Raw genomic sequence first — 12,512 nt, forward strand, 5'->3', positions numbered from 1 at the left:
TATGTGCGGCTGTTACTCGGCGTCGTGGTGACGGCGGGGCTTGCGGCCTCCGTTGTCGCCGGGACGGCGCGGACGGTCGCTGCGCTCGGAGCGCTCGCGACGCGGACGCTCACGGCGCTGGAAGTGCTCACCGTCGCCCTCGGGGGCACCCTCGGCACGAGCCGGGGCCTCGGGCTTATCCAGACGATCGAGCGAGATCTTGCCGCGATCATCGACCTCGATGACGACGACCTTAACCTCGTCGCCCACATTGAGGACATCCTCGACCTTCTCCACGCGACCCTTGGCAACGCGGGAAATGTGCAAAAGACCGTCCTTACCGGGCAGCAGGTTGACAAAGGCGCCAAAGGGCTGGATGGAGACCACGCGACCGGTGTACTCCTCGCCCGGCTCGGGAACCTTGATGATGAGCTTGATGCGCTCGACAGCCTGGTCGACGGACTCGCCGGTGCCACCGACAAAGACAGTGCCGTCCTCCTGGATGTCGACCAAAGCACCGGTCTCGTCTTGGATGCCGCGGATGACCTTGCCGCCGGAACCGATAACGTCGCGGATCTTGTCGGTCGGAACCTGGATGGAGACGATGCGCGGAGCGGTGCTGCGCGTGGTGTGGCGCGGCTCGGGGATCACATCGAGCATCTTCTGCAGGATGAAGGCGCGACCCTCCTTGGCCTGCTGCAGGGCGCGGGCAAGGATGTCGAAGGTAAGGCCCGTGGCCTTGTTGTCCATCTGCAGAGCGGTAATGCCCTCGGTGGTGCCGGTGACCTTAAAGTCCATATCGCCCAGGAAGTCCTCGAGACCCTGGATGTCAGACAGGACCACGGTCTTGCCCTCCTCCTGGATCAGACCCATGGCGATACCGGAGACCGGGCGCTTAATGGGCACGCCGCCGTCCATGAGGGCGAGCGTGGAGCCGCAAGTCGAAGCCATCGAAGAGGAGCCGTTGGACTCCATGACCTCGGAGACCACGCGGATGGCGTAGGGGAACTCGTTCTCGTCGGGGAGCACCGGAAGCAGGGCGCGCTCGGCCAGGTTGCCGTGGCCGATCTCGCGGCGCTTGGGGCTACCCATGCGGCCGGTCTCGCCGGTGCAGAACGGCGGGAAGTTGTAGTGGTGCATGTAGCGCTTGCCCTCGGTGGGCTCGATGGTATCCAGACGCTGGCCCTCGTTGAGCATGCCGAGCGACAGGACGGAGAGCACCTGGGTCTGACCGCGCTGGAACAGGCCGGAGCCATGAACGAGCGGCAGGTAGTTGTCCTTCACCATAATGGGGCGGATCTCATCGGCGGCACGGCCGTCGACGCGCTCACCGGTCTCGACGACCATGGTGCGCATGGCCTTCTTCTCGAGCTTCTTGAGTGCCACGGGGATCTCGCGCTCCCAAGCGGCCTGCTCCTCCTCGGTGAACTCGGCACGGATGGACTCCTTCAGAGCCTCGACCTTGCCGATACGGGAGAGCTTGTCGGCGTCGCGAAGGGCGGCTGCCATCTCGTCGTAGTGGGCGAAGATGCGCTCCTGGACCTCCTCGACGGGCTGGTCGAGCGGGTACTCCTTCTTGACGATAGCGCCGTTGACCTGCTCCCACTCGGCAACGAACTCGTCCTGAGCCTGGCAGAAGGCAGCGAGGGCCTCCTGGCCAAACTTCATGGCGGCGAGCATGTCGTCCTCGGAGATCTCATCGGCGCCGGCCTCGACCATCGAGATGAAGTCGGCAGAGCCGCCCAGCTCCAGGTCCAGATCGGAGTTCTCGCGCTCCTCATAGGTGGGGTTGACGATAAACTCGCCGGTCTCCACGTTGCGGCCGATGCGCACGCACGCAAGCGGGCCCTCGAAGGGCACGCCGCCGAGCGTCATGGCCAGGGAGGCACCCATGACGTTGATGACGTCGAAGGGGTTGACCTGGTCGGCGACGAGCGAGGTGGCGACGATGTGCACCTCGTTGCGGAAGCCGTCCGGGAAGCTCGGGCGAATAGGACGGTCGATCATGCGGGCCGTGAGCGTGGCCTTCTCGCTGGGACGGCCCTCACGCTTGAGGTAGCCACCCGGGATGCGGCCGGCAGCGTACATCTTCTCGTTGAAGTCGACGGTCAGCGGAAAGAAGTCGTAGTTCTTGCGCTCCTTGGAGACGACCACGGTGTCGAGCATCGTGGTGTCGCCCTGCTTGACCAGACAGGCGCCGGTGGCCTGCTTGGCAAGCTCGCCCGACTCAAAGGTGTAGGTCTTGCCGTACAGCTCAAAGGTCTTGGATACGAGTGTCATTGTTCTCCTTTACCCCGCAGGCCCCTTGCCTGCGGGCTTCTCATGTGACGCGGGCCCCCTGCCCCCGCCACGCTTCAGAGCGTGATTATTCACGCCCCTACACAAAAAGAGCGCCCCGCTGCGCAGGACGCTCTTAGCATGTACAAATCCTTACTGGATGTTGTCGCGGATGCCCAGAGCCTTGATGAGCTCACGATACTCGACGACGTCGTTCTTCTTGATGTAGGAGAGAAGACGACGACGGCGACCGACGAGCATGAGCAGACCACGACGGGTGTGGAAGTCCTTCTGGTGGGACTTCATGTGCTCGGTCAGCTCCTTGATGCGCTCGGTCAGGATGGCGACCTGAACCTTGGGGTTGCCGGTGTCGACCGGGGTGTTACCGAACTGGGCAGTCAGCTCCGCCTTGCGCTCTTTGGAAACAGTCATTGTTTCACCTTTCGTTTCGCGTCGCCCGCGGGCGACTCTATTCGCCTCGGACTGGGAAGCCGCCGGTGGAGCGAGCATCCAAGGTCGAGGTACCAACAGGTCGGTATGTTACCACAAGCGGACCGCGTATGCCCATCATCACCGACCCAACATGAATTCCATCGCGCGAAGACGCTGATCGGTGTGTGTCGCAGCCCAAACATGCGAAAGCCCCAGCAAAAAGGCGGCAGTATGGGGATCGACCCTCACGGCCATGAGCGCATCGAAGGTCATGGACATGAGGGCGCGCAGCCATGCGACCTCGCCGGTCGACACCAGCTCGGCACCCGGAACGCTCGACGCGCACGACCCGCACATGAGCCCGCCCGCCTGGGGCGAAAAATACGACAGCATGGGGTCTCCGCACAGTACGCAGGCCGAAAAATCGGGTCGATAGCCAACGTGCGACAGCAGCTTAAAGACATATGCCGCCACAAGCAGGTCCATATGTGCCGTGTCGAGCCTGCTGCCCACCAGGGCAAGTGCTCGCTGCGTAATGGCAAAGGTAAACGGGTCCTCGGCGTCCTCGAACGAGCACACGCGCGCGACCTCGGCGATCGCGCTTGCGGCGCAGGTCGTCTCGTAATCGGGCGCGGCGCCGAGCGGCGCCTCCATAAGCTCGGCCTGGGAAACCACGTCGAGCGACCGTCCGTGCGCGAGCAGCATATCGACGGTACAGAACAGCTCGCAGCGCGCCGCCAGGCGCCCACCGGGTTTGCGCGCGCCCTTTGCCACGGCACGGACCTGCCGACCCCGCTCATCAAGCATCGTCAAGATCAGATCGGTCTCCTTGAGCTTGGTCTTATCGAGGACGAGTGCCTTTGTGCGATATGTCCGTGAGCCTGCCATGAGCGCCGCGCGCCCTTAGTCCTCGGCGTTGTAGCCAAAACGGCGAATCTGGGCCTCGTCGTCACGCCAACCGGCCTTTACCTTCACGTCCAGCTCCAAAAAGACCTGCGTGCCAAAGATGCGCTCAAGATCGCGACGGGCGTCGATGCCGATATGCTTGATCATCTCGCCGCCCTTACCGATGATGATGCCCTTTTGGCCCTCGCGCTCAACGTAAATGGTGGCATGCACGCGCAGCACCTTCTTGGTCTGCTCGAGCGCATCGCAGATTACGCCAACGGAGTGCGGAATCTCATCACGGGTGCGGCGCAAGACCTTCTCGCGCACAAACTCGGCAACGAGCGTCTCGTCGGAAGCGTCGGTACCCATGTCCTCGGGGAACCAACGCGGGCCCTCGGGCAAAAAGTGCGCAACGGTCTCGATGAAGGCATCGACGTTAAAGTTCTTGACCGACGACGTCACGATCTCATCGTCATATTCCATGAGCTCGTGGGCGGCCTTAAGCTGCTCCATGACCTGTGCGGAATCGGCCTCATCGGCCTTGGTGAGCACCAGGACCTTCTTGGAACGGGCGCATCTGACGCGCTCGGCAACCCAGGCGTCTCCCCTGCCGATCGGTTTGGTGGCATCAATCAAAAACGCGACGACATCGACATCGTTCAGCTCGAACAGCGCGCTCTTGTTGAGCTCGGACCCCAGGCCGTCCTTGGGTTTGTGAATACCCGGGGTATCGACAAAAACCAGCTGGTAACCGGGGCGATTGACGACGGCGCGCATGCGACGGCGGGTCGTCTGGGCCACCGGCGAGGTGATGGCGACCTTTTTGCCATAGCAGGCGTTGAGCAGCGTGGACTTACCGGCGTTGGGGCGACCGACCAGGGCCACGAAGCCGCTGCGGAAACCGGGCTCAACGTCGCCAAAGCCCGCGAGGCTGTCGCCCTCGTCGCACAGGGCGTCGAGCTCCTCGTCACTCATGCCCTCAAACGGGTCGAACTCCTCGACCTCGCAAGCCTCAGTCGCTTCGGCATCCACAGCATCCAGGGGCTCGTCGTCCAGCGTTTCATCGATAGGCTGCATATTGTCGGACATGAAAATCCCTTTCTAAATAAAGCCGAGCGCGTGGGCAAATACCAACAAGCCCACAATCGCGGCGGTGATGGAAAGAACGTATACGGAGGCGGCGGCGATATCCTTCGCACGCTTTGCCAGCGGATGGAACTCCTGGGTCGCCAAATCGACAATCGCCTCCATGGCGGTGTTGCACAGCTCGCCGTGAATCACCAGGCCGCAGCAAATGATAATCGTAGCCCACTCGGCAATGTCGAGCCCCACGATGCAGCCGGCAATGACAGTGCACACACCCGCCACGAGCATGACCTTAATGTTGCGCTCGGTCTTGACAGCGGTAACGAAGCCCTCCATGGCGTAGGAGAACGACTTTAAAAAGGACGGATGGTCCTTGTTCGATCCGGGAATCATAGACGGCTCCTAGTCGTGGGCATGGTTGGTGATGGGGCCGACGTGAACCAGCTTGGGGTCCTCGCCGCGCTCGAGCGCCAGATCGCGCAGGATGGCGTCCTCGCGGGCCTCCATGACCTCGGCCTCGTCGTCCACGATATGATCGTAGCCCAGTAAATGCAACATGCCATGCACGAGCATCAGGCGGCACTCATCGGCAGTGCTATTGCCAAAGCCGGGGGCCTGACGGGCAATGACCTGCGGGGCCAAGATGATATCGCCGAGCTCGAGCGTCTCGTCGGCTGGGATATCCTCGTCAAAGGCCGAGTCGCATTCGAACGAGAGGACATCGGTGGTACGGTCGATACCGCGCCACTCGTGGTTGAGCTCGTGCATCTCATCCTCATCGACATACGAAAGGGAAATCTCGACTTTTCGCTCAACGCCCTCGGCAGCAAGCACGACCTCGCAGATGTGCTCTACCTCCTGCACGTCAAGCAGCGTATCGAGCTCGGCATCGTTGCTGATCAATACACTCAACGGGACTCCTTTCGGTCGCGCACGCGTTTCTCGCGCACGTCATCATAAGCATCATATGCCTCGACGATTCGCCCCACCAAGGCGTGACGCACCACGTCGGCACGCTCGAGGTGCGAAAACGCGACATCGTCGACACGACCCAAAATCTGCTCAACGTCGGCAAGACCGCCGCGACGACCTACCAAGTCACGCTGGCTCAGGTCACCGGTAATCACAAACTTGGAGTTAAAGCCCAAGCGCGTCAGGAACATCTTCATCTGCTCGGGCGTGGTATTTTGAGCCTCGTCGAGCACCACGAAGGCATCGCTCAGCGTACGACCGCGCATGTAGGCAAGCGGGGCGATCTCGATCACGCCACGCTCCATAAGCTCATCGGTGCGCTCGCGATCCATCATGTCAAAAAGGGCGTCGTAGAGCGGACGCATGTAGGGATCGATCTTTTCCTCGAGGGTACCGGGCAAAAAGCCCAAGTTCTCCCCCGCCTCGACAACCGGACGCGTCAAGATCAGACGGCCCACCTCGTGACGCTTGAGCGCGGCAACGGCAAGGGCCATGGCCAGATAGGTCTTACCGGTACCGGCAGGACCCAAGCCAAACGTGATGGTATGCGAGCGGATGGCATCCACATAGCGCTTTTGACCGAGCGTCTTGGGGCGAATGGCACGACCGCGATACGAAAGCAGCACATCATCGCGAAGCGACGTAGCCCCGTACTCACCGTCGCGCAAGACGGCCAGGCAGCGAGAGACATCGTCGACAGACAGCGTCCGTCCGGCGGCAGCCTCGCGAAAAGCATGCTCGAAAAAGCGCGCCACGAGCTCGACCTCGTCCGGGTCACCGCACACGGCGATACGGTCGCCACGGGCGACCACGTGGGCGCGAACCAAGCTCTCGAGCGCACGAAGGACGCCGTCGCCGGCACCCAAAACGCGCGAGGGATCAATTCCATCGGGAACGGTAAGTCTAATCTTCGAGGCTTCCATGAACCTCCCTGCGTGCATGGACCAAGCCGGAATCATCGACTCCGATGATAGCAACATCGAGCAGGCACGGGGCTGTGAGTCCGCAGGTATCGTCAAGACGGGCATGATGGAACGAACCGAGCGTCAGGTTGTCGCCATACTCGAGCACGGCACGCTCGACGGTGCCCACGCGACGGCGGGCGTCGGCAATGGCGAGTTCCTGCGCCGCGGCTCGCATACGACGGCTGCGCTCAGCCATGACCTCGGGCGGCACCTGGTCGGGCATGTCGGCAGCAAGGGTACCGGGACGCTTGCTATAGCGGAAGACATGCATGCGCGAAAAGCCCACGCGACGGCACAGCGCCAGCGACTCCTCAAATTCCTCGTCCGTCTCGCCGGGAAAACCGACGATGACGTCGCACGAAAGGGACGCCGGGGGCAAGTTGGCACGAATCATACGCACCGTCTCCTCAAATGCCTCGGCGCTATAGGGACGGCCCATGCGATGCAGGGTCGCCGTGCAGCCAGACTGCACGGGCAGGTGCAAAAACGGGGCGATGCGCCGCGGATAGCGCGCCATGACCTTAAGCAGGGGCTCGGAGATATCCATGGGCTCGACCGAGGAAATGCGCACATGCGGAATAGACGTACGCTCCATGATGGCCTCGAGCAGCTCGTCGATCTCGACGTGTTCGTCGGTCGCACTCTTGCCATCGTAGGCGCCCAGGTTCACGCCCGTCAGCACCACCTCGGGCACGCCGGCCTCCTGAGCCTCACGAACTTGTTCGAGCACAGACTCGACCGGCACGGAGCGCTCGGGGCCGCGGGCCTTCCACACAATGCAATAGGTGCAACGATGGTTGCAGCCGTCCTGGATCTTCACACCCAGACGCGAGCGACCGAGCGCGTCGACCACGTCGCCGTCGCTACAGGCGGCCACACTATCGGACTCAACGCCCAGCACCTCGCAGACGCGTTCGGCGACATCGATCTTAGACGGCTCCGCGATCACGCGGTCCGAAAGCTCCAGAAGCTCCTCGGGGTGCAAATTGACAACGCACCCGGTCACGACCACATAGGGCTCTTTTGGATGAGCCAGCGCATGGCGGACGGCCTTACGGGTCTTGGCCTCGGCCTCGCCCGTAACGGCACAGGTGTTAATGACGATCAGCTCCGCATCCTGAGGCTCCACCATTGCAAAACCCAGGCGCATAAGATCGGCAGTGATACGGTCGGACTCAACCCGGTTGACACGGCAGCCGAGGTTGACAACAGAGATATGAGGTGCGAGCACGCGGGCTCCTTAATCGAGGATGTCGTCGAGAGCGCTCTTAATGCGATCGGTCACCGATTTCTTGCCGGAAGCGACATCGTCGCCCGACTCGGCGGCAAAAGCCTCGAGCAGCTCGCGCTGCTTGGCGGAAAGGTTCGTGGGGACGAGCACGCGCAGCTGAACGATCAAGCGTCCACGCGAGCCGCCACCGCCGATACGGGGCATACCGTAGTTGTTGACACTCACGGTGTCGCCGTACTGCGTACCGGCGGGGACGCACACCTTGACGACCTCGTCGGGCAAAATGCCCTCAACCTTAATCTCGCAGCCGAGCGCAGCCTGCGCAATCGAGATATCGCTCACGAGGTACAGGTCGTCGCCGTTGCGTTTAAAACGCTCGTGATCGGCGACGCGCACGTTGACGATCAGGTCGCCCGAGGGCTCACCACGAAGGCCTGCCTCGCCAAAGCCGCTCACGCGCAGCTGGCGACCGGTCGAGACGCCGGCAGGGATATCGATGTCGATCTTTTCATGCGAAGGCGTGCGGCCCTGACCGTCGCAGGTCTCGCAGGGATGGTCGATGACCGTGCCTTCGCCATGGCAGTCGGGGCAGGGCGAAGAGGACTGAACCTGACCCAGGAACGAGCGCTGGACCGTCGTGACATAGCCCGTGCCGTGGCAACGGCTGCACTGCTTTTCGGCCGCACCCTCCGCCCTACCGGTGCCATTGCAATCATCACAGGGGGCAAGGCGGTCATAGCTGATCGTCTTTTTGCAACCGAGCGCCGCCTCCTCAAGGGTCACCGAAAGGGAGATGGCCATATCGCGGCCGCGTCGACGTTCGCGGCGATTTCGGGCGCCACCGCCGGCGCCGCCGCCAAAGAACGACGAAAAGAGGTCGTCCATGCCCATGCCGCCAAAGATATCGTTAATGTCGACATAGCCGGAGCCACCGGGGCCGTCGGGCGAACCGTAGCGATCGTAGTTTGCACGCTTCTGCTCGTCGGAAAGAACGGAATATGCCTCGTTGAGCTCTTTGAACTTGGCCTCGGCATCGGGGTCGTCCGAAACGTCCGGGTGTACGATACGGGCCTTCTTTAGAAACGCGCGCTTAATCGTCCGCGCGTCGGCATCCTTGTCGACGCCAAGTACCTCGTAGTAATCCCTATTTTCCGACACGACCGAATCCTTCCGACTTTCATTATTGTCACAGTGCGTCCTATACCCAAGCTGGGCCGACCGCAAACAAAGGGTTTGATGTTATTGCATTGCGTAGGGCGAAAGCATGGCACGTTGCGAGCAACTCGCAAACCAAACCGACACGAGAGCAAACATAAATCCGTTGGCAAAACCGTTGGCAAACTGCATCGCGCCGCGCTTCCACCACAGCAGGCTGCGGTGAAGCACGCCGTCCGAGAGCACCATGAACAAGCCCATGGCAAACGGAACAAAGCACATCATGGCAAAGGCCGAGAACACGCCCGAGATGGCCGACAGCACCAAAAAAGGCGCCACGATGCCCATCAGGTAAAAACCGGTACGAGCCTTGCCCTCCAGGCGTTCGGCCTCGACATGGGCGCGCCCGACCAAATCGCCGCCCGAGGCACCGTTGGTGCCGGCGTGACCCATGCCGTCAATATGGACCTCGTCGCCATCATGCGTGCCGGCGGGAAACTCAATCGTCTGCTCGGAGGTCACACGGGTCCGCCCGCTGCCACCGCAATCGGGGCAGGGGTCGGCGACGACCTTACCGGAACCGCCGCACTCGGGACAGACCGACTGGAACGTGCCGGCACCAAACAGGAAGGACAGGTCGACGTCGATGTGGCCGCGACCGCCGCAGCTCGGACAGGTATGTGCATGCTCGGACGAGACAGAGCCCGAGCCTCCGCAATGACCACAGGTATCGAAGCGCGTATAGCGGACGGTCTTGCGGGCACCGCCCTTGGCCTCCTTGGCGTCGAGCTTAATATCGACCACCACGTTGGCGCCGTTCTCGGGATTATAGGCAGCCTGGCTGCGACGCTGCTGGCCCCAGGCGCCACCAAAGGGAAAGCCGCCCTCAAAGGGATTGCCATAGCCTGCGCTGCCGGCGTAGCCGCCGCCATAGGGCGAAGCAGAAGGAGCGCCGGCGAAGGGATTGCCCGAGCGCATGGCATCATAGCGCGCACGCTTCTGCTCGTCCGAAAGCACGGCATAGGCCTCGGAAACCTCTTTAAACTTTTCCTCGGCATCCGGCTCTTTGTTGACGTCCGGATGGAGCTTGCGGGCCTTTTGCTGAAAGGCCTTCTGGATATCACGCGAGGTGGCGTCCTTGGAGACACCCAAGATCTCGTAGTAATCTTTTTCGTTCATCGTCGCCATGCGCGGCAACCTCCTGCTCACAGCAGCGTATATATTGCGGTAATTCTACCCGAGCGGCCTAAGCTAGACCCCAAAACAGCTCGAACAGCATATTTCCATCGAGCCAGCCCAAGTGGGTGGGCGCTAAACGGGCGCGGGCGCGACCTGCTACAACATCTTTTGAGGTGATGCGCCCCGCATGCCCCCCGACATCATCGGGTACCCAGGTGGCAAGGCCCAACTCGAGCGCACGGTCACAGGACGCCGCCAGCTCGTCTGCAGGAATCACGCTTGCCGAGCGAACCAACAGGTCGGGCCCAATGCCACGCGTCATGCGGCAGGCAAGCATCAAATCCTCCGCCGCCGCCTCGCGCCGCGACAGATACTCGGCATCAAACGTCGTCGCGGCATCGTCGCGTTGCACCAGACGCACGCGATACGCATCGCCGCGACCGGGCACGTCGGGATAAAGCCCGGCCAAGCGATCGAAATCCTCGGCGTCGAGCATACCGGCGGCAGAGCGACCCAGGCCCAGATAGCCCCGTCCGGTCCAATAGGCGATGTTATGCGAGCACTCATGTCCGTCGAGTGCATAGCTTGCCACCTCATACGGGTGATAGCCGGCCGCGCCCAGACGCTCGCGCGCCGCTTCCATGCACGCAGCCTGAAAATCCTCGTCGGGCTCGAGCGACTCGTCGTAACACGCCATGCGGTAGAGCGGCGTGCCTTGCTCGAGCGTGAGCGGGTACACCGACACATGATGCGGCAGCGCTGCCAACACGCCATCGAGCGTGCGCTTCCAACTCGCTGCGGTCTGCCCGGGAAGGCCGCACATAAGGTCGCACGACACATCGAGCCCAGCGTCCTTAACCGTCGTGATGGCAGCGAGCGCCCGATCGGCATCGTGAATACGGCAGATGGCGGTAAGTTCGGCATTATCGAGCGTTTGCACGCCCAGAGAGACGCGCGTGACACCAACCTTGGCAAGCGCAGCGGCAAGCTCGGCGGTCAGCGACTCAGGATTAGCCTCGCACGTAAACTCAACGGGCTTGCACCACATGCAAATACGCCGGGCAAGCTCCACCAGACGCTCTCCCGCCAGCGACGGTGTGCCGCCGCCAACATAGACGGTGCGGACTTGCGCAAGCGCCCCGGTGTCTCCAAAAGCATCAAGGCGCGTATACAGCTGCTCAAAATAGGCATCGAGCGCAGCGCTCAGGTCGCACGGAGCAAAACTGCGTGAGTCAAAGTCGCAGTACCGACACTTTTGAGCGCAAAACGGCACATGCACGTACAGCGCGGTAACGGCCACCGTTAGGCCTCCAGCGGATGGGCGGGCACCGACTCGCCAGCGGCAAGTGCGGCCTCGCAGGCCACAACATCGCGCTCGATATCATCGACCAATGCCATGAACTCCTCATATGTGGAGCAACGCACCACCTGGGCGCGCCAGGCGGCAGCATGGGGCATGCCCTTTAAATACCAGCTCGCGTACGTACGGGCACGAGACATGAGCGGCAGAAGCTCATGCGTCAGCGTGAGATGCTCGCGCAGGGCGTCCAGGCGCTCGACAGAGCTGCGCACCGGCACCGGTACGCCATTGAACGCAAGGGCGCGAGCATCACCAAAGACCCAGGGATTACCGTAGATGCCGCGTGCGATAAACACCGCGCTGGCACCCGAGTTGCGCAGATGCTCCGCGGCATCCTCGGCCGAGAACACGTCGCCCGAACCGATGACGGGAATCTCGACGGCATCGGCCACCTCATCGACGACCGACCAATCGGCCTGACCCGTATAGAGCTGCGTGGCACAGCGACCATGCACCGCCACAGCAGCGGCGCCCGCCCCCTCGAGCATCTGGGCAAACGTCGCGGCATTGCGATCTTCGGCGTAAAAGCCTTTGCGGATCTTAACGGTCACGGGCACGTGCGCCGCGCCCACCGCCGCCTCGACGATCTTTTCGGCCAGCTCGGGCGTGCGCATGAGCGCCGAGCCCTCGCCTTTGGTGACGACCTTGCGAGCCGGGCAGGCCATGTTGATATCGATCAGCGACAGGCGATCGCCCACACGCTCCTCGACGGCAGCGACGGCGCTCGCAAATTGATCGGGCTTGGAGCCAAAGAGCTGCACGCAGATCTGCCGCTCCTCGTCGGCCGGCAGCACCAGGCGCCACGTCTTATTGCTGGCATAGGCAAGGCCCGCCACGCTCACCATCTCGCTATAGGCAAGATTGGCGCCGCGGCGGCGGCACATGATGCGATAGGCGGGATCGGTCACGCCGGCCATGGGAGCCATAAGGAACGGCTGCTCGGCATAGGCACCCAGCAGCCGCGTACTGTATTCAGAAAGCGCCATGG

The 12,512-nt window shown here is 62.4% G+C and carries 12 protein-coding genes; all 12 read right to left on the reverse strand.

The features are described 5' to 3' along the window. Positions 1 to 12 precede the first annotated feature (12 nt). Positions 13 to 2,259 carry a polyribonucleotide nucleotidyltransferase gene (locus ACTM86_RS02750; RefSeq protein WP_441015482.1) on the reverse strand — a complete coding sequence of 749 codons (2,247 nt, stop codon included), beginning with the start codon at positions 2,257 to 2,259 and terminating at the stop codon, positions 13 to 15. A gap of 150 nt (positions 2,260 to 2,409) precedes the next feature. Next, entirely contained in the window at positions 2,410 to 2,688 is a 279-nt protein-coding gene (rpsO, locus tag ACTM86_RS02755) for a 30S ribosomal protein S15 (protein WP_154516313.1), read from the reverse strand. A gap of 138 nt (positions 2,689 to 2,826) precedes the next feature. After that, entirely contained in the window at positions 2,827 to 3,576 is a 750-nt protein-coding gene (gene recO, locus ACTM86_RS02760; RefSeq protein WP_441015484.1) for a DNA repair protein RecO, read from the reverse strand. Positions 3,577 to 3,591: 15 nt separating this feature from the next. After that, positions 3,592 to 4,665 carry a GTPase Era gene (gene era, locus ACTM86_RS02765; RefSeq protein ID WP_441015486.1) on the reverse strand — a complete coding sequence of 358 codons (1,074 nt, stop codon included), beginning with the start codon at positions 4,663 to 4,665 and terminating at the stop codon, positions 3,592 to 3,594. 12 nt (positions 4,666 to 4,677) lie between these two features. After that, entirely contained in the window at positions 4,678 to 5,055 is a 378-nt protein-coding gene (locus ACTM86_RS02770; RefSeq protein WP_427726826.1) for a diacylglycerol kinase family protein, read from the reverse strand. 9 nt (positions 5,056 to 5,064) lie between these two features. Next, a complete protein-coding gene (gene ybeY, locus ACTM86_RS02775; protein WP_441015488.1) occupies positions 5,065 to 5,574 on the reverse strand; it encodes an rRNA maturation RNase YbeY in 510 nt (169 codons plus the stop codon). Then, positions 5,571 to 6,557 (reverse strand): PhoH family protein, encoded by a 987-nt coding sequence (locus ACTM86_RS02780; RefSeq protein ID WP_441015490.1) that lies wholly within the window; start codon positions 6,555 to 6,557, stop codon positions 5,571 to 5,573. The genes ybeY and ACTM86_RS02780 overlap by 4 nt, the downstream gene beginning before the upstream one ends. Continuing rightward, complete coding sequence (locus tag ACTM86_RS02785) at positions 6,538 to 7,830, reverse strand: MiaB/RimO family radical SAM methylthiotransferase (RefSeq protein ID WP_441015492.1); 1,293 nt, start codon at positions 7,828 to 7,830, stop codon at positions 6,538 to 6,540. The genes ACTM86_RS02780 and ACTM86_RS02785 overlap by 20 nt, the downstream gene beginning before the upstream one ends. Positions 7,831 to 7,839: 9 nt before the next feature. Continuing rightward, on the reverse strand, positions 7,840 to 8,988 hold the full coding sequence (dnaJ, locus tag ACTM86_RS02790; RefSeq protein ID WP_427726832.1) for a molecular chaperone DnaJ: 1,149 nt from the start codon (positions 8,986 to 8,988) through the stop codon (positions 7,840 to 7,842). Between the two features lie 81 nt (positions 8,989 to 9,069). Continuing rightward, the gene (locus ACTM86_RS02795; RefSeq protein WP_427717509.1) at positions 9,070 to 10,173 is read right to left on the reverse strand and encodes a DnaJ domain-containing protein; all 1,104 of its coding nucleotides are present in this window, start codon (positions 10,171 to 10,173) and stop codon (positions 9,070 to 9,072) included. A gap of 58 nt (positions 10,174 to 10,231) precedes the next feature. Next, positions 10,232 to 11,464, reverse strand: coding sequence for a coproporphyrinogen-III oxidase family protein (locus ACTM86_RS02800; RefSeq protein WP_441015494.1), 1,233 nt, complete (start codon positions 11,462 to 11,464; stop codon positions 10,232 to 10,234). Positions 11,465 to 11,466: 2 nt separating this feature from the next. Next, on the reverse strand, positions 11,467 to 12,510 hold the full coding sequence (gene dusB, locus ACTM86_RS02805) for a tRNA dihydrouridine synthase DusB (RefSeq protein WP_441015495.1): 1,044 nt from the start codon (positions 12,508 to 12,510) through the stop codon (positions 11,467 to 11,469). Between the last annotated feature and the right edge of the window lie 2 nt (positions 12,511 to 12,512).

It is taken from the genome of Collinsella sp. HCP3S3_E11 (genome assembly GCF_052067375.1).
In the GTDB taxonomy this organism is placed as follows: Bacteria; Actinomycetota; Coriobacteriia; order Coriobacteriales; family Coriobacteriaceae; genus Collinsella.

Excerpts from the sequence above, each read along its gene's own strand:
- ACTM86_RS02750 (WP_441015482.1), bottom strand. The coding sequence starts at position 2,259 with ATGACACTCGTATCCAAGACCTTTGAGCTGTACGGCAAGACCTACACC.
- rpsO (WP_154516313.1), bottom strand. The coding sequence starts at position 2,688 with ATGACTGTTTCCAAAGAGCGCAAGGCGGAGCTGACTGCCCAGTTCGGT.
- recO (WP_441015484.1), bottom strand. The coding sequence starts at position 3,576 with ATGGCAGGCTCACGGACATATCGCACAAAGGCACTCGTCCTCGATAAG.
- era (WP_441015486.1), bottom strand. The coding sequence starts at position 4,665 with ATGTCCGACAATATGCAGCCTATCGATGAAACGCTGGACGACGAGCCC.
- ACTM86_RS02770 (WP_427726826.1), bottom strand. The coding sequence starts at position 5,055 with ATGATTCCCGGATCGAACAAGGACCATCCGTCCTTTTTAAAGTCGTTC.
- ACTM86_RS02780 (WP_441015490.1), bottom strand. The coding sequence starts at position 6,557 with ATGGAAGCCTCGAAGATTAGACTTACCGTTCCCGATGGAATTGATCCC.
- ACTM86_RS02795 (WP_427717509.1), bottom strand. The coding sequence starts at position 10,173 with ATGGCGACGATGAACGAAAAAGATTACTACGAGATCTTGGGTGTCTCC.
- dusB (WP_441015495.1), bottom strand. The coding sequence starts at position 12,510 with ATGGCGCTTTCTGAATACAGTACGCGGCTGCTGGGTGCCTATGCCGAG.